The following is a 16,132-nucleotide window of genomic DNA, read 5'->3' on the forward strand; positions in this document are numbered from 1 at the left end:
TAACCTCGTCGGTCGGTCCTGAGGCTCACTGGAGTGAGCCGCACGACGTCCTAAAGAGAGGTTGTCCCGTCATGGCAGCGGTCTGTGAGGTGTGCGGCAAGCACCCCTCGTTCGGAATGAGCATCAGTCACTCCCACCGGCGCACCAAGCGTCGTTGGAATCCAAACATCCAGCGCATCCGGGCCATGGTCAACGGCAGCCCGAGACGGGTCCACGTGTGCACGTCTTGCATCCGGGCCGGCAAGATCCAAAAGGTCGTGCGCTAGCCCTAACCGGCGACGATGACCAGGCATGAGACGCCCGCCTCCGGCGGGCGTCTGGCGCGCCTGGGCCGACGCTGGGGCGCCGTTCGGATGGGGCTAATCGCTGCGGTGTGCAGTGTGGGCGGCGTGGGGCGTGCGGTGTGGAGCCTGAGGTTCAGGCGCCGCCCTGGCGCGACGACAGCAGCGAGTAGACGTCCTCGCTGCGGAAACGCAGGTGGCCCCCGATGGTCCGCAGGCTCGGGAGCTTGCCGGCGGCCGCCCAGTTGATCACCGTGCGCTCGGTGACGTCGAAGAGGACGGCGACCTCGTGGCTGCGCAGGAGCTGCTGGCCGTCGGGCAGCGACAGGTTGCGTCGGCCGCCGCCGGCCGGTCGCTCGAGGGGCCGGACGCCGCTCCAACCGGTGGGGGCGGCCGGCGGGGCGGCCGCCGGCGCGGGCCGGCGGACCTGGAGGAGTTGGACGGTCAGCTGGCGTGCGGCCGCGGTCAGGGCCCGCTGCTCCCGTCGGGTGACCTGGCGCAGCCACCGGTCCACCAGGCTGAACACCGCGATCACCGCACCGTCTTGATCGCGCAGGGCGATGCCGTACGCCCAGCGCAGCGACATCGGGCGCTGGGCGAGCGGCCCGCGGGACAGCTCGGGGTGGGTGCCCATGTCGGGGATCTCCACTGCCTCTCGCCGGCTGGCGATGGTCGTCCAGAGCAACGGATCGTTGAGTCCGTCGCGCTGGTCGAGGCCGTGGGCCAGGGCGCTCCACTTGCCGCCGGGTTGGACCACCGCGAGGACAGCCCCGGTCGACTGGGCAGCCAGGGCGCCGAGCAGCAGGAGGTCGGCGAACGCCTGACCTGCGGCGGCCTGCCCGGCGGCGCTGTGGCCGTTGGAGAGCATGGAAGGGGCGGCCGGCGGCACCGGCGCCGGCAGCGGGGCCAGGGACGGGCGCGCCCCGGCGTCGGCGGGACGGGAGTCAACCGGGCTGGGAGCTGCGGTCTCCGGCAGAGCGGCGCGGGGGGCCGGGCGGGTCGGCCGGCCGGGGCGCAGGATGTGCTGGCGGAGGTGGTCGCGGGCTTCGCCGATCATCGTGGCGGCCGTCGACATGGTGGAAGGCAGTGCGGAGGAGACCGCGTCGAGCAACCCGACGACGTGGACGTCACGGACCTGGGTGCGGTCCGGACCGGACAGCTCGTCGTCGAGCCAGTCGAGCAGGACCGTGACGTCGCCGGCCCACAGCGAGGCGGCCAGCAGATCGCCCACGGCGCGCACCGTCGTCTGGGCCCAGGCCTCGTCGGGCCCGCCGGTCCCGGCGGCGGCCATGGTGACCGCCGGCCACGCGGCACGCACCAGCGCGGCGTCTTGTGGCTCCTCGACGTTCATGGCCAGCGCGCCCCCGGCCTGGTGCCACCGGGCGAGCATGGTCAGCATGCCGGCAGGGTCGGGCGCCCACGCGGTAGCCCCGATCCGGGCAGCCCGATGGCCGTCGGCGCCGTAGGCCGGCCCGCACGCGAGGACCGGCACGCCCACCGCGCCGGCGGTCGCGGCCAGGGCGGCGATGGCGGGCAGGGACCGTGCGTCGTCGCAGGCGAGCACCAGGGCCAGCGGCGCCAGCGAGCGGAGGTGGCGGGCGAGGGACTCGACGTCGTCGACTGGCGCGATGAGCTGCGCCGGGTGGCCGGTCGCGAGGAGGGATTCGTAGGCGCCGTCGGCGTCCAGGCTGGTCGTCGCCGACGGCGCGGCCACCACGACCGGCCGGCGGGTGACCCCGGCCGGCGGCGCCACCGCGGGCTCCCCGGCGCGGATCAGGGCCCTGCGGGCCAGCGCGATGCCGGCGGAGAGGGCTGCGGCGTCGAGCTCACCAGCGCGGTAGCGGCGCTGCAGCAGCCGCGCCGCTGGAAGCAACGTCGCGCCTATGACCTCCGCGGGGCCTTCGGCGCTGCGCAGCCGCCCGAGCCTTTCGAACACGGCCGGGGCATCCTGGCTGGCCAGGAGGTCAGCGATGATCTCGGCGTGTTCGGTTGTCGACTCGTGGGTGTCCGCCTGCATATGTTCGGTGGTCGGCTACCCCGGCTTCGCACTTGAGGGAAATCTCGGCATTTGCCACTCGTGTTGCCACCCGGCGGGAGGCAGTGCAGAGCCCTTGAAGGTCCGGGTCCCTGGATCGGCAACGACCCGGCCGACCACGCTCGGCGCTGGCAACCCACCGAACGCGGTCCTCACCGCGTCGGCGTCGGGAGCGGAGAAGATCAGCTGGTAATCCTCGCCCCCTCCGACGGCCTCCTCGAGCGTGGCCGCGGGTGCTATCGGCAGGCCGGTCAGCTCGAAGCCGACGCCGGAGCGGTCGGCGAGGTGACCCAGGTCGGCGGCGAAGCCGTCGGACACGTCGATCATCGCGGTGGCCCCCGCCCGGCGGGCGGCCCGGCCCTCCGCCAGGAGCGGCACCGGCCTGGCGTGGGCCCGGACGGCTGCGGCCTCGCCGGGCTCGAGGTCCCCCGCTGCCGGTCCGGCCCCGCGGGCGTGCCCGGCGCGGAGAAGGCGGAGGCCTGCTGCGGCCGCGCCGAGGGGGCCGGTGACCCAGAGGTCGTCGCCCGGTCGAGCGCCGCTGCGCAGCACCGGATCGCCTTCGACGGTCCCGGTCACCGCCACGGTGACGACGAGTACCGGGCCGTTGGTCAAGTCGCCGCCGACCACCGGGCAGCAGTACAGGCGGGCGGCGTCGCCGATGCCGCGGTAGAGGGCGTCGAGGTCGCTGTCCCCCGGGCCGCTCACCGTGACCAACGCGTGCCCCGGCTCCCCGCCCATGGCCGCCAGGTCGCTGAGGTTGGCGGTCATGGCCTTCCACCCCAGGTCGTCCACCCCAGTGAGGGAAAGGTCGGCGTGGACCCCGGCGACGACGGTGTCCGCGGCGAGGAGCAGCCAGCCGTCGCGGCCGTGAACGACCGCAGCGTCGTCGCCGATCCACGTCTCTCCTGCCGCCGGGACGGGAAGGCTGGCGGCGATCCTCTCGATGGCGCTGAACTCGCCCCTCAAAGAGGTGATCCGATACGGTGACCCACCAGGTCAGCGTAGGCAGCCGGCGACGAGTTCAAGGGCACGTACGAGCTGGGTGGGCAGCGCCCAAAGCGTCCGTTCCCCTGGAGGCGATGGCGGGTACAAGCGCTGAGACCGAGTCAGGACCGCCAGATCAAGGAGACCGTCCGACTGTGACTTCGCCGACCCCCCTCACCGACAACGCGGCTCTGCTCGCCTGGGTAGACGACTGGGCCGAGCTGCTCGGTCCGGATCGCGTCGAGTGGTGCGACGGCTCTGCCGAGGAGTACGACGCGCTGTGCCAGCAGCTGGTCGACGCCGGGACCTTCACCCGGCTGTCGGACGCCAAGCGGCCCAACAGCTACTGGGCCACCTCCGATCCCGGTGACGTCGCTCGGGTCGAGGACCGCACGTTCATCTGCTCCGAGAAGGAGGAGGACGCCGGCGCCACCAACAACTGGAAGGCACCGGCAGAAATGAAGGCGTCGATGCGCGACCTGTACCGCGGGTCGATGAAGGGGCGCACGCTTTATGTCGTTCCGTTCTCGATGGGCCCGCTCGGCTCTCCGATCGCGCACGTCGGCGTGCAGCTGACCGATTCGGCGTATGTCGCGGTGTCCATGCGGATCATGACCCGCATGGGCCGCGGGGCGCTGGAGGTCCTCGGGTCCGACGGCCAGTTCGTGCCTTGCGTCCACTCCCTCGGTGCTCCGCTGGAGCCCGGCCAAGCCGACAGTTCGTGGCCGTGCAACCCCGACAACAAGTACATCGTGCACTTCCCCGAGACCCGGGAGATCTGGTCCTACGGCTCCGGCTACGGAGGCAACGCCCTGCTCGGCAAGAAGTGCTTCGCCCTGCGCATCGCCTCGGTCATGGCCCGAGACGACGGCTGGCTGGCGGAGCACATGCTGATCGTGAAGCTGACCTCGCCCGACGGTGAGGTCCGCTACATCACCGGGGCGTTCCCCTCGGCGTGCGGCAAGACCAACCTGGCGATGCTCATCCCGACCCTCCCCGGCTGGAAGGTCGAGACCGTCGGCGACGACATCTGCTGGATGAAGTTCGACGAGGAGGGCGTGCTTCGGGCCATCAACCCCGAGAACGGGTTCTTCGGCGTGGCGCCTGGCACCAACGACAAGACCAACCGCAACGCCATGCTGACCCTCTCGGGCAATGTCATCTTCACCAACACGGCGCTGACCGACGACGGTGACGTGTGGTGGGAGGGTATGACCAAAGTGCCGCCCGCCCACCTGACCGACTGGAAGCGCCAGGACTGGACTCCCGAGTCGGGCACGCCGGCGTCGCACCCCAACGCCCGGTTCACCGCTCCTGCCTCACAGGATCCGGCGATCGCCACCGAATGGGAGGATCCCCGCGGCGTGCCGATCTCGGCGATCCTCTTCGGCGGGCGCCGTTCGACGGTGGTGCCGTTGGTCACCGAGGCGTTCGACTGGAAGCACGGCGTGTTCCTCGGCTCGCTGATGGCCTCGGAGACGACCGCGGCGGCAGCCGGGGCGGTGGGCAAGCTCCGCCGCGACCCCTTCGCCATGCTGCCGTTTTGCGGCTACAACATGGCCGACTACTTCGCTCACTGGCTGCGGGTGGGCGAGGCCACCGACCCGGCCAAGCTGCCCAAGCTGTTCTACGTGAACTGGTTCCGCAAGGGCGCCGACGGCTCGTTCCTGTGGCCCGGCTTCGGGGACAACAGCCGGGTGCTCGAGTGGATCTTCGAGCGCTGCGCCGGCCGGGGCGACGCGACCGAGACGCCTATCGGCTACATCCCGACCGCGTCGGCGATCCCGACCGAGGGGATGGACATCACCCCGGAGGCGATGGCGGAGCTGCTGCGCGTCGACGTGGAGGGCTGGAGGGCGGAGGTGCCGCTCATCGCAGAGCACTACGAAAGCCTCGGCGAGCATGTCCCTGACGAGCTTCACCAAGAGTTGGCCGCCCTGGAAAAGCGGCTGGCGTAGCGGCAGGGAGAGCGGACATGGCCGTGCAGGCATACGTCCTCATCCAGACCGAGGTCGGCCGGGCGGCCGCCGTGGTCGCCCACGTGCGGGACCTGCCGGGGGTCGTCGCCGCGGACGACGTCACGGGCCCCTACGACGTGATCGTCAGGGCTCAGGCGGAAACTATGGACGAGCTGGGGCGCATGGTCGTCAGCCGCGTGCAGCGCACGGAGGGGATCACTCGCACTCTCACCTGCCCGGTCGTCAACTTGGACTGACCCTCCGGGCGGCGCCGGCGGCGCCGCCCGGACGGTTGGGTCGACTCAGCGCACGGCGCCGGCCGCTCGCAGTTCGCTGATCTCGGCGGCGGAGAATCCCCAGTCGGCCAGCGCTCCGTCGGTGTGCTGGCCGGCCGCGGCGGGCGGCCCGGCGATGGACGCCGGGGTGCGGCTGAAGCGGGGGGCGGGGCTGGGCTGAGTGACGCCGTCGCGCTCGGTGAAGGTCTGCCGGTGCACGTTGTGGGGGTGGGCGGCGGCCTCCTCGAGGTCGAGGACCGGGAAGACGCACGCGTCGCTGCCCTCGAAGTCGGCGGCCCACTCGTCGCGGGTACGGGTCCGCACCACCGCCGCCAGGCGTTCCTTCATCGCCGGCCAACTGGCCCGGTCCCACTGGTCGGGGACCGGCCCCTTGCCGTCCACGTCGTCGGCCAACCCGACGATGCGCACCATCTCGGCGAAGAACTGCGGCTCGATGGACCCAAAGCTCAAGTAGCCGCCGTCTGCGGTCTCGTACACCTCGTAGAACCAGGCGCCGGTGTCGAGCATGTTGGTGCCCCGCTCCCCCCACTGCCCACCGGCCCTAAAGCTCCAGATCATCGCGGTCAGCAGCGCCGACCCGTCGACCATGGCCGCGTCCACGACCTGGCCCTGCCCGGAGCGCGACGCCTCCAAGAGGGCGCACACGACGCCGAAGGCGAGCAGCATCCCGCCGCCGCCGAAGTCGCCGAGCAGGTTGACGGGGGGCACGGGGACCTCGCCGGCCCGGCCGACCAGCGACAGCGCGCCCGACAGTGAGATGTAGTCGATGTCGTGACCGGCGGTCGACGCGACCGGGCCGTCCTGACCCCACCCGGTCATGCGGCCGTAGACCAGCTTGGGGTTGCGGGCCAGGCAGTCGTCGGGGCCGATCCCCAGGCGCTCCGTGACGCCGGGGCGGTACCCCTCGATCAGGGCGTCGGCCTTCTCCACCAAGCGCAGGACGGTGTCTCGCCCGCCCGGGTGCTTCAGGTCCACGCCGACCGACCGACGGCCCCGGCCGAGGATGTCGTTGACAGGGGTGGCCGCGGCGTCCGACACGGCTTGTGACCGGTCCACCCGGAGGATCTCCGCTCCCATGTCCGACAGGACCATGCCCGCGAAGGGACCCGGTCCGATCCCCGTCAGCTCCACGATCCGATAACCCGAAAGCGGTCCGCTCATCCCAAGCTCCTCCCTGGTAAGTCCGGGTGATCTTCACCGGCCGGGCCGCCGCGGACAAGTCCACCGCTCGAGGCGCCGGGCGCTAACGTCCTGCCGGCGTGAACGTCATCGACGTGACCATCGCGGGCGGCCCCGACCTGGCAGCGGCGGTCGAGGTCCAAGACGTGGCCGGCGGGCGCTCGTTGCGGCTGTCAGTGGCCAACGACGGCCCGGTCCCCGCGACCGTGGAGCGGGTGCTGGTCCCGATCGAGATCCCGACCACCCGCAGTGTCTCGGCCCTCGGCTGGGACCGCGACGACCCCGGCTGCCAGGGCCGTCCCTCCGGCGCCCTCCGGCCCGGTGCGCCGGCGCTCAGCACCGACCGTGGGGCGGTGGGCTGGCTGGGCGCCGCCCACCACCGGGGGCACGTCGGGTTGCAGCGCGACGGCTGGCTGCTCACCGCGTGCGCCGAGATGGGCGGCGTGCTGCTCGGCCCTGGCGAACGGGTCGAGCTGGACCGCTTATGGCTGGGCCCGGACCTGGCCGGCTACGCGGCCGCGTGGCGCGCCGAGCGGGGCGAAGCCCGCGACGTGGGTGACGTGACGGGGGCGGTGGTGGCCGTCGGGGCGTCGAGCGGCGCACTGGCGCAGGCGGCCGCCGAGGTGGAGCGAGCCGGCGTCGCCTTGCGTTCGCCCGCCGGCCCGCAGCGGCCTGCGGGCGTCGCCGCTGGCCTGCTGGTGGCCGCCGGTCCCTCGGACGCGGAGACCGTCGCCCGAGCCGCGGCGCGGCGGGGCTGGGGGTGGGGTCTGGTCCTCGCTCCCTTCGGGCCGCGGGGCGTCGTGCTCGACTTGTCGCACCCCGATGCGCTCCAGGCGGCCCGCTGCGAGGCCGCGGCGGTCGGCGCGCGCCGCCCGGACTGGGTGGTGGTCACCGGCGCCGGCGAGGCGCTCGCGGCGGCGGAGTGGGGGCGGGCGTCGACCACCCCGGCCGCGGCCGTGCACGCCGGGCTGGCGGCGGTGCGCGCCGGCATCGGTCCCGGCCCGGTCCTGCATGTCGCCGGCGGGCCGCCGGCGGTCGCCGCGGGGGCCGCCGAGGTGATCGACGTCGGACCCGGGTGGCCTCACCCCGATCCGGCCGCCGCCGTGGCCCGCCGGGCCGCCCTGCACCGGCAGGCGTGGACGGCGAGTCCCGGCGCCTTGGCCTACGGCACGCCGGAGGCGGTCTTGCGCAGCCTGGCGGCGCTCAGCGGCCCGCGGCTGCTCTGGCCCTCAGGGCTTCGCCCAGCACCCGCAGGCGCGCCAGCGCCGCCGGTGTCCTGACCCCCCACCAGAAGAGGTCCTTGCCGTCGACCATCTCTACGGGGGCCACCACCTCCAGCTCGCGCCGGTGGCGTTCCTTGAACGGGTATGGCTCCGACGGGGCCAACACGAAGGACACTCCGAGCGCGGCCACCCGTCGCAGGTCCTCCTCCGGGTATCGCCCGTCGCCGCCGGCTCGCACCTGGAAGCCGGCTGCGGCCAGGAGCGACGCGCCGTAAGTGCCGTTGCCGATCGCCATCCACGGCCGGCGCCAGATCGGCACCCACACCGGGACAGCCGGCCGCGCCGGCGGCGCAGGCGTCACGGCCCCTTTCTCAACCTCTTCGGCGCCCACCGCCCGGGCCATACCGTCCAACGCCTCCTCGACGTCCTCGACGCCGGTGATGTGCAGCACGTGGAGCGGGATGCCAGCCGCGGCGAGGGCCTCGGCGTCCTCCCGGCGGTTCTCCTCCCTGTCGAGCACCACCAGGTCCGGGCGAAGCGCGGCGATCGCTTCGATGTCAGGGTTTTTGGTGCCGCCTACCGTCGGCAGGTCGGGCTGCTCGCAAAACCGGGTCACCGCCACCGGGTCGACGCCCCACGCTCGCAGGGTCTCGGTCGCCGACGGGACCAGGCTGACCACCCTCACGGCCGGCTCAGGAGGCGGGCCTTTTGCGCCTCGAACTCGGCTTCGGTTAGCACACCCCGCCTGCGGAGTCCGTCGAGGCGGTCGATCTCCTCGGCCACCGAGACGCCTCGCTGCGTGCGGCTGGCGTCGATCTGGCGGTAGATCTCGTTTTGGATCGCGCCGGGGTGAGGCAGCCACGGGAACACCTCCCGGCTGTCTCGCCCCGCCGACTCGAGGACCAAGTCGCCGGCGCCGAGCACCCGCTGCCAGATCGTCTGGCGGTACTCGATGTCGCTCAGGTGGTCGAGGGGGATCTCCCGGCCCCTCCGGGCAACCAGCCCCTGCCGATGAATCAACCGGTCGGTGGTGACGAAGAGGTGGGTGCCGCTCCAGCGCACGTAGCGCACCACGAGCCACGCCAGGGCGACGCCGAGCACCACCACGACGGCCAGATCGACCGGGCGGGCCGCTCCGATCACCACTGCGGCGACCGCGCCGGCGAGCACCGCGACCGCGGCGGCGACGGGACCCGCGAAGTACCACCAGTGGGTGCGGACGTCCGCGACGACCTCTTCCCCGGGGTTGAGCAGGCGGGCGGGAAACGGCATGCGCACCAACGCTAAGCCACGCGTCCGATCCCCTGCCGCCGGGGGGTACTTGACGTGCTGCGCCGGGCCAGGCATTGTGGGCGCTGAGAGGTCACCGGTTGCTGCGCCGGCCAGGGTGGTTCGGGGGGACTGCCCGCCTGGCGCGCAACCGGTGCCTTTGTTTGTTGGTCCGTTCCAATCGGCGAAGCTGCGGCCACTGTTAGGTGTTCGGACACCGCTCTCGGTGGCAGCGGTTCGGGTCGGGGGCGGCACGCCCGGGCATCCACCAGACGGTCACACCCCCGTCGTACGTTTGCCTGGGTGATGAGCGGTCGAGAGCCAGTGGACGCGCCGCCCGTCGTGGCCGGCGGTGGCCACGGCGGCGCGCACCGGCAGGACGCCGATGACCTGCTCGCCGGGCTCACGCCCGCTCAGCAGCTGGCCGTGACCGTCGAAGCCGCTCCCCTCTGCGTCCTTGCCGGCGCCGGTGCCGGCAAGACCCGCGTCCTCACCCGCCGAATCGCCCATCGGGTCGTGACCGGCACCGCCGACGCCTCGCACGTCTTGGTCATCACCTTCACCCGCAAGGCGGCCGGCGAGCTGGCCGACCGCCTGGCCGGCCTGGGGCTCAGGGACCGGGTGCAGGCGGGAACCTTCCACGCCGTTGCCGCCGCCCAGCTGCGGCGGTGGTGGGCCGACAGAGGCGTGAGCGCTCCGACCCTGCTCGACCGCAAGGGCCGGGTCCTCGGCCCCCTGGCGTCGGGCCGTCCGGGCCTGGCCGGCGTCCCCCTCGCCGAGCTGGCCGGCCACATCGAGTGGGCCAAGGCCAGGCTCATCGGGCCCGGCGACTTCGAGGAAGCCGTGGCCGCGAGCCGCCGGGTGCTGCCGGTGCCCGCGGGAGCGGTCGGCGCGCTCTACCGGCGCTACGAGGACGAGAAGCGCCGGCGGGGGCTGATCGACTTCGACGACCTCCTGGGCCGCTGCGCTGATGCGTTCGACACCGACCCCGGCTTCGCGTCGGCGCAACGGTGGAGATGGCGGCACGTGTTCGTCGACGAGTTCCAAGACGTCAACCCCCTGCAGCACCGGCTGCTGCTGTCATGGCTTGGGACCGGCACCGACCTGTGCGTGGTCGGCGACCCCAACCAGGCGATCTACTCGTGGAACGGCGCTGATCCTCGGCTCCTCGACACCGTCGTCGAGCGCTGGCCGTCGACGACGGTGGTCCGCCTCGACGACAACCACCGCTGCAGCCCCCAGATCGTGGCCGCGGCCGGCGGGGTCCTCGGGGAGGAGGGCAGCCGGCTGCGTTCGAGCCGCGGCGACGGGCCCGTCCCGGTCATCCGGTCGTTCCCTAGCGACGAGGCCGAGGCCCACGGCATCGCCGGCGCCATGCGCGCCGCGCACGGCGACGGCCTGAGATGGTCCGACATGGCCGTGCTGGTGCGGACCAACGCCCAAGTCGGCGCTTTGTGCGACGCCCTCGAACGGGCCGGGGTGCCCCATCGCGCCCCCGGCCGGGCGTCGCTGCTCGACGACCCGGCGGTCGCGGCGGTGCTGGCGGGGTGGCGCAGCACCCCCGGCCGGCTGGTCCAGATGGCCGCCGCTGACCTCGAGGCTGCGCTCGACGCCCGAGACGGCGCCGACGGGTGGCCCGCAGGCGTCGAGCGCACCGACGACGCCGCGGCGGCGCTCAGCGCCCTGGTTGACCTGGCTCGCAGCTTCGAGCGCTTCGAGGGGCCTGGCACCGTGGAGGGCCTGATCGCTTGGGCCCGGGCCGCCGCCGGTGACCGCCCAGGCGCCGCCGACGCAGTGACTGTGTGCAGCTTCCACCGAGCCAAGGGCCTCGAGTGGGAGGCGGTGTGGGTGTGCGGCATGGAGGCCGGGCTCGTCCCCATCGGACGGGCCGACACCCCCGCGGCGCTGGCCGAGGAGCGACGGCTGGTGTATGTCGCGCTGACCCGAGCGGCGACGCGCCTGACGTGCTCTTGGTCGGAGACCCGCCGTTTCGGGGCGAAGGCCGTGCCCCGCTCCCCGTCGCCGTGGCTGGCTCTCATCGCCGCGCCGGCCCGGGCTGCGGCGCTCGCATCTGGTCAGGTCCCGCCCGACCCCCTCGGTCGCGGCGGCCCGGGAGCGGGGTCGGACGAGGAGCCGACCGTGCTCGACGCCGACGCGTGGCGCTCCCGGCTCGACGAGCAACGCCAGCGGCTCGCCGAGCAGCGCTCCCACCCCCCTCGGTCGCGCCGCGGCCGGCGGGTTGAGCTCCCCGACCCCGACCGCGACCTGCTCGCCGCCCTCCGGGCGTGGCGGGCGTCGGTAGCCCGGGCTTCTGGGGTGCCGGCCCACGTGGTCCTCCACGACCGGACCCTCGACGCCGTCGCCGCGCTGCGACCGGCCTCCGCCGACGAGCTGGTAGCGGTGCCCGGGGTCGGCCCGGTCAAGGCGGCCCGGTTGGGTCCGGGGCTGCTGTCGGTAGTGGCCGAACGCAAGGCGACGGCCTAGCAGCTGCGGCGTTTCGGCGGCGGTCGGCGCTGCCCTCCCCCTGCAATTTTCAGGTTTGGTGCTGTTCTTCGCGGGGCCGGCTTGGAACGTCAACTCTTTGGGTAGTGACGCGCCCGCTTTCGGGAGCTAGCATCAGCGGTGTGGGCGTTTGGTACTCGATAGAGGTCTTCGACGGCAGCTCGTCGGCATCGGTGTGGGCGGAGGCCCACGGCGATGTCTTGATGGAGACGGCGCTCACCAGTGGTGCGACGGACTGGACCTGGCACCGGCACAGCTGGGGCGTCGCCTTCGAGGTTGAGTTTCCCGACACCGCCGCGTGGGAGGCCTACCGGGCCATCACCGCGGTGCAGACCTCGCTGGACGCCGTTCCCGACCCCTTGACCGGGCTCATCGTCTACCGCGGTCGCGGCGGAGGAGCGGGCAGCCCGCTGCCCCGCAAGCCGCGGCCGATGATCGGTTCCGGCTCCGCGGCGTTGCCGCTCCCATGGGAGCTCGGACTCGACGAGCTCACCTCGGTGTGGTCGATCGTGGCGCCCGTCGCCCCGGCCGCGGCCGTGGCTTGCGTCCAGTCGCGGTAGAAGCCCGCTGACAGCCCGCTGAGCGCTCCCTGGGACCGGGCACCGGGCGCCGGCCTCCCCCGGGTTTCCTTCCCGGCGGCGACGCGCGGGGATGGTCAGATAGCGACGTCGACGAACACCGGGGCGTGGTCTGAGGGTTGCTTGCCCTTGCGGGCCGTGCGGTCGACCAGCGCCCACTCCAGCGAGTCCGCCAGCGGCCGGGACAGCAAGAGCAGGTCGATGCGCATCCCCCGGTGCTCGTGGAAGTCCCCAGCCCGGTAATCCCAATAGCTGAAGAGCCGATCGTCGGGATAGCGAGCCCTGAACGCGTCGACCAGCCCCCACTCTTCCAGGCGTTGCAGCGCGCTGCGTTCGGGTTCGGTCACGTGCGTCGAGCCCACGAACCGCTTCGGGTCCCACACGTCGCGATCGGTAGGGGCGATATTGAAGTCCCCGCACACCGCCACCTTGTCGGCGGGGCTGGTCGTGGACTCCAGGTGGCGGCGGAGCCGCTCCAACCAGTCCAGCTTGTACTGGTAGTGCGGGTCGTCCACGGCGCGCCCGTTGGGGACGTAGACGCTCGTGACTTGAACTCCGCCGCAGCGGGCGGTGATCAAGCGGGTATCAGAGTCAGCCTCGATCCCTTCGGCGAAACCCATTACCACGTCGTCGATGCCGACTCGCGACAGGATCCCGACGCCATTCCAGCGGCCGTCACCGTGGTGCACCGACTCGTAGCCGAGCGCCGAGAACGCCATGTGCGGGAAGGCCGCGTCGGCGAGTTTGGTCTCCTGCAGGCATACCACGTCCGGCGCGGCGTACCGCAGCCACTCCTCCACCCGCGGCATGCGGACGTTGAGGGAGTTGACGTTCCAGGTGGCGATGCGCATGGCGGCGGCCATCGTAGCGACGCCACGCGTACGCCCCGCCGCCTGGCCGGTCACGGCCCGGGCGTCGTGCGCCGCTGGCTTGGGGCCGCGCCGGCAGCCCTGTCGGCTCGCTAGCCGCGGGCCCCGGTGCGGCTAGGAGCGGAGGCCGTGCCCGAGATGCAGCCGGCCGAGAAGATGGCCGGCGCTCACGCGGCCTCGACGCTGCGCGGGGTTCATGAACGCCCGGAACCGGGTGATCTCCTCCTCGTCTTCGGGGCTCAAGTCGTCGAGGTGGCCGAGCGGCTCCAGCATCGCCCGCCGCTGCTCCTCGGTCATCGTGTCCTCGGATGCGTCCATCCCCGCCTGCCTCTCATCCCCGCCCGGTCGCCGCTGAAATGCGGCCGGTGCGCCGAGCGGATCGTAGCGTCGCAACCCCCGCCGTAGGGTGCATTTCCGGCATCCGCGGGCAAAAGACTGGCTTTTCTGCTGCGCGCCGTCAGCGGTGGCACGTACGCGCACCGCGGTCTCGGCGCGGTTGATCGCCGCGGCGCAGGCTGCTTGGTCGCGGCCGCGACGCGAGCCCTCCGACCTTGCCCTTGTCGCGCCTGTTCCTGCCCTTGTCGGGCCTGTCGGGGGCCTTCCGTCTCCGCCCGTCAGGAACTGCGGCCGGTGGTCCCCCGGCGCGGGGTGGAAGCCGCCGCGGTCCGCCGTGGTGAGCGTCGACCAGCGAGGGTGGGCAGCTTGGTCGCTGCGTCCTCGCCCCGCTGCTGCTCGCGCCCCGGCGTCTCGTCCGCCCCCGGGGGTTGCCCGGTGTCCGGGGCCGGGGCCGGAGCGCGGGACGCCGGCGCCTTGGTGGCCTTGGCCGGCGTCTTCGCCACGGTCTGGGCGGCCGTGGCGGCCTTGCCTGCGCCGGCCGCCCGGCCGGCGTTGGAGGCCTTGCCGGCGTTGGAGGCCTTGCTCGCGCCGGTGGCCTTGGTCGCGCCGGCGGCCTTGCCAGCGTTGGAGGCCTTGGTCGCCGGGGACGCTGCCGTGCGTGTCGGGGGCATGAGAGCCGGTGCCGGCTCGGCGGGTGGGGCCTTCGATGCGGCAGACCTCGAGGTGGCGGTCCTCTTGGCGGCGGTCCTCTTGCTCGCCTCGGCTGCCGGAGCCTTGTCCGCCGCCTTCGCGGCCTTCGCCGGCGCCTTCGCGGCCTTCGCCGCCTTCGCCGGCGCGCTGATGGCCTTGGCCGGAGCTTTCACGGCTTTGGCTGGTGTCTTGGCCGGTGCACTGGCGGCTTTGGCCGGAGCCTTCGTGGCCTTGGATGGGGACTTCCCTGCGGCTTTTGCGGGCGTCTTGGCTGGTGCTGTGCCGGCGGGGGCGTCGGCACTCGCGCCGCCTCTCGCGTCGGCGCTCGCTTTGGCGCCCCGGAGAGCAGATGCCGCCTTACCTGCCTTGGTTACCGGTCCGGCTGCCTTGCCCGGGCTCTTGGCTGCTCGCTTCGATGCGCTGCCAGCAGCGGACGGCGATGCGCTCTCCCCGCCGACCGGCGATGCTGCCGCCGGCTCTACGGCCACAGCTTCGCGGGCCTTGGCCCGGGACCTCGTCGTCTCCGCCGGCACCGCCGGCACCGACTCGCCGCCCTCGGCCGCCTTCTTGGCTGCGGCCTTGCGGGCAGGCGCCTTCTTCGCCCGGAGCGCCTCCATCCCAGCCCGGCCCGTGGTTCCCTCCGCCGCCGCAGGACCGGCAGGCGCGGCCTGGGGGGAATCCACCCCGGCGGGTGCGGCCTGGGGCGAGGCGGCCTTGCGCCGCCGCGGGGGAGCCGGGGGCCTTTCGGCGCCGTGCGCCGCACCCTGATCGTCCGCTCCGATCTGAGCGGCGGGCTCTGCCGCCGCCGGCTTCCGGCCCCGGCGCGACGGCGCCGCAACCACCTCGGCAGCCTCCGCGACGGGAGCCGGCTGCCCGGTCTCCGCGCCGGAGGACCGCCGCCGCGACCGGCTCCGGGTGGCCTTCGCCGGGGCGGCCTCGGTGTCGTCGTCGGAGCCGACGATCTCAGCCTCGACCGTTTCCTCCGTCGGCCTACCGGCCACTCGGGCGAAGCCGGGGAGGGCGAGCTCGACGCCCCTCCGGAGCGGGTCGAGCGCCTGGACGACGAAGACCCGGTCCTCCCCCTTGGTGAGCACCTCGCGAGCCGAGCGCGGGGGTGGCTCCCCCATCGCCGACAGAGGTAGGTAGCAGCGGGTGCCGTCCACGACCACGAACGCGCCGTGCGACGAGAACGAGTCGACGGCGCCGGTCACCTCCGAGCCAAGCGGATGAGCCGCGATGAAGGTGATGAAGGCCAATGGCTCGTTGACCGGCTCGGCGGGCGGCTCGCTGGTCTTCCGGCGCCGACGGCGTTTGGCGTCGTCGCTGCTTACGGCTTCCTCGGTGGCCGTCGCGATGGCCGCGGCCACCTTCTTGCCCCGCCTGGGACCTTGATCGCGTCCCCGGGCCGCCGCCATGTCCAATCCGGTGGCGCTCTCCGGCTCAGGCTGGCGCTTGCGCTTCGCTTCCTTGACCGCCTCCCGGCTCTTCGGGCCGCGCACCGGCGTGCGGGGCGTGAAGATCCAGCCGACCCCGGGCACGGGCTTGCCTCCGATGAGGCGGCCGTTGTTGAACAGCCACTCGTACTCGCCGTGGAACTCCTGGAACGAGTCGTTGGACAGGACCGTCGCTCCGGTCTTGTCGGCGATGCGCAACAAGAAGGCGTCGCCTCGGCCGATGGCGCCCGCCGGCGGAGAGACCACCTCGTTTGCTGCCTCAGCTTCCTCGAACATCTTGACCTCGGACGGGTCGATGCGATGCGCGAAGGACGCGTCGACCACCACGGTGACGGTGTCATCCGGATATTCGACGAGGAACTCCCTCACCGCCTGGTCCAGCTGGGCCAGGCTCGGCAAGTTTCGACCTTCGGTTGCAATGTTGGAGCCGTCAACGACGACGTGGCGTCCCTGCATGTTGCCTATGAGTTTGGCATCT

14 protein-coding genes are annotated in these 16,132 nt (G+C 73.0%); 6 read left to right on the forward strand and 8 right to left on the reverse strand.

What is annotated here, in order from left to right; genetic code table 11:
* Positions 1–71: 71 nt before the first annotated feature.
* A complete protein-coding gene (rpmB, locus tag K6U06_RS05405; protein WP_262320882.1) occupies positions 72–266 on the forward strand; it encodes a 50S ribosomal protein L28 in 195 nt (64 codons plus the stop codon).
* Between the two features lie 151 nt (positions 267–417).
* Here rpmB and K6U06_RS05410 read toward each other — a convergent pair whose 3' ends face one another.
* Both K6U06_RS05410 and thiL read right to left on the reverse strand, forming a co-directional pair.
* A complete protein-coding gene (locus K6U06_RS05410) occupies positions 418–2,298 on the reverse strand; it encodes a helix-turn-helix domain-containing protein (protein WP_262320883.1) in 1,881 nt (626 codons plus the stop codon).
* 15 nt (positions 2,299–2,313) lie between these two features.
* Positions 2,314–3,282 (reverse strand): thiamine-phosphate kinase, encoded by a 969-nt coding sequence (gene thiL, locus K6U06_RS05415; RefSeq protein WP_262320884.1) that lies wholly within the window; start codon positions 3,280–3,282, stop codon positions 2,314–2,316.
* A 173-nt stretch (positions 3,283–3,455) separates the two neighbouring features.
* Between thiL and K6U06_RS05420 the strand changes: the two genes are divergently transcribed.
* Positions 3,456–5,258 carry a phosphoenolpyruvate carboxykinase (GTP) gene (locus K6U06_RS05420; protein ID WP_262320885.1) on the forward strand — a complete coding sequence of 601 codons (1,803 nt, stop codon included), beginning with the start codon at positions 3,456–3,458 and terminating at the stop codon, positions 5,256–5,258.
* A gap of 17 nt (positions 5,259–5,275) precedes the next feature.
* Complete coding sequence (locus K6U06_RS05425) at positions 5,276–5,515, forward strand: Lrp/AsnC family transcriptional regulator (protein WP_262320886.1); 240 nt, start codon at positions 5,276–5,278, stop codon at positions 5,513–5,515.
* Between the two features lie 45 nt (positions 5,516–5,560).
* Here the strand turns inward: K6U06_RS05425 and K6U06_RS05430 are convergent, their stop codons facing one another.
* Positions 5,561–6,715, reverse strand: coding sequence for a CaiB/BaiF CoA transferase family protein (locus K6U06_RS05430; protein WP_262320887.1), 1,155 nt, complete (start codon positions 6,713–6,715; stop codon positions 5,561–5,563).
* Between the two features lie 98 nt (positions 6,716–6,813).
* Here K6U06_RS05430 and K6U06_RS05435 point away from each other — a divergent pair, with 98 nt between their 5' ends.
* Positions 6,814–8,013, forward strand: a complete 1,200-nt coding sequence (locus K6U06_RS05435; RefSeq protein ID WP_262320888.1) for a hypothetical protein — start codon at positions 6,814–6,816, stop codon at positions 8,011–8,013.
* Here the strand turns inward: K6U06_RS05435 and K6U06_RS05440 are convergent.
* A complete protein-coding gene (locus K6U06_RS05440) occupies positions 7,937–8,641 on the reverse strand; it encodes a helical backbone metal receptor (protein ID WP_262320889.1) in 705 nt (234 codons plus the stop codon). The genes K6U06_RS05435 and K6U06_RS05440 overlap by 77 nt on opposite strands.
* On the reverse strand, positions 8,638–9,228 hold the full coding sequence (locus K6U06_RS05445) for a PH domain-containing protein (protein WP_262320890.1): 591 nt from the start codon (positions 9,226–9,228) through the stop codon (positions 8,638–8,640). Before K6U06_RS05445 ends, K6U06_RS05440 begins: the two co-directional genes overlap by 4 nt.
* A gap of 303 nt (positions 9,229–9,531) precedes the next feature.
* On the opposite strand from K6U06_RS05445, the gene K6U06_RS05450 reads away from it, so the two are divergent.
* Both K6U06_RS05450 and K6U06_RS05455 read left to right on the forward strand, forming a co-directional pair.
* Positions 9,532–11,709, forward strand: coding sequence for an ATP-dependent DNA helicase UvrD2 (locus K6U06_RS05450; RefSeq protein ID WP_262320891.1), 2,178 nt, complete (start codon positions 9,532–9,534; stop codon positions 11,707–11,709).
* Between the two features lie 140 nt (positions 11,710–11,849).
* The gene (locus K6U06_RS05455) at positions 11,850–12,287 is read left to right on the forward strand and encodes a hypothetical protein (protein ID WP_262320892.1); all 438 of its coding nucleotides are present in this window, start codon (positions 11,850–11,852) and stop codon (positions 12,285–12,287) included.
* A gap of 95 nt (positions 12,288–12,382) precedes the next feature.
* Here the strand turns inward: K6U06_RS05455 and K6U06_RS05460 are convergent, their stop codons facing one another.
* From K6U06_RS05460 to K6U06_RS05470, 3 genes are all read right to left on the reverse strand, one after another.
* The gene (locus K6U06_RS05460; protein ID WP_262320893.1) at positions 12,383–13,156 is read right to left on the reverse strand and encodes an exodeoxyribonuclease III; all 774 of its coding nucleotides are present in this window, start codon (positions 13,154–13,156) and stop codon (positions 12,383–12,385) included.
* A gap of 132 nt (positions 13,157–13,288) precedes the next feature.
* Complete coding sequence (locus tag K6U06_RS05465) at positions 13,289–13,492, reverse strand: hypothetical protein (protein WP_262320894.1); 204 nt, start codon at positions 13,490–13,492, stop codon at positions 13,289–13,291.
* A gap of 296 nt (positions 13,493–13,788) precedes the next feature.
* Positions 13,789–16,110, reverse strand: a complete 2,322-nt coding sequence (locus K6U06_RS05470; protein WP_262320895.1) for an NYN domain-containing protein — start codon at positions 16,108–16,110, stop codon at positions 13,789–13,791.
* Between the last annotated feature and the right edge of the window lie 22 nt (positions 16,111–16,132).

The sequence above is a fragment of the Acidiferrimicrobium sp. IK genome (assembly GCF_025499425.1).
Lineage (GTDB): Bacteria > Actinomycetota > Acidimicrobiia > Acidimicrobiales > Palsa-688 > Acidiferrimicrobium.

What these genes read in the sequence shown, in the direction of transcription:
- K6U06_RS05445 (WP_262320890.1), bottom strand. Translation starts at nt 9,228, where the DNA reads ATGCCGTTTCCCGCCCGCCTGCTCAACCCCGGGGAAGAGGTCGTCGCG.
- K6U06_RS05450 (WP_262320891.1), top strand. Translation starts at nt 9,532, where the DNA reads ATGAGCGGTCGAGAGCCAGTGGACGCGCCGCCCGTCGTGGCCGGCGGT.
- K6U06_RS05470 (WP_262320895.1), bottom strand. Translation starts at nt 16,110, where the DNA reads ATGCAGGGACGCCACGTCGTCGTTGACGGCTCCAACATTGCAACCGAA.
- K6U06_RS05465 (WP_262320894.1), bottom strand. Translation starts at nt 13,492, where the DNA reads ATGGACGCATCCGAGGACACGATGACCGAGGAGCAGCGGCGGGCGATG.
- K6U06_RS05460 (WP_262320893.1), bottom strand. Translation starts at nt 13,156, where the DNA reads ATGCGCATCGCCACCTGGAACGTCAACTCCCTCAACGTCCGCATGCCG.
- K6U06_RS05410 (WP_262320883.1), bottom strand. Translation starts at nt 2,298, where the DNA reads ATGCAGGCGGACACCCACGAGTCGACAACCGAACACGCCGAGATCATC.
- K6U06_RS05425 (WP_262320886.1), top strand. Translation starts at nt 5,276, where the DNA reads ATGGCCGTGCAGGCATACGTCCTCATCCAGACCGAGGTCGGCCGGGCG.
- rpmB (WP_262320882.1), top strand. Translation starts at nt 72, where the DNA reads ATGGCAGCGGTCTGTGAGGTGTGCGGCAAGCACCCCTCGTTCGGAATG.
- K6U06_RS05430 (WP_262320887.1), bottom strand. Translation starts at nt 6,715, where the DNA reads ATGAGCGGACCGCTTTCGGGTTATCGGATCGTGGAGCTGACGGGGATC.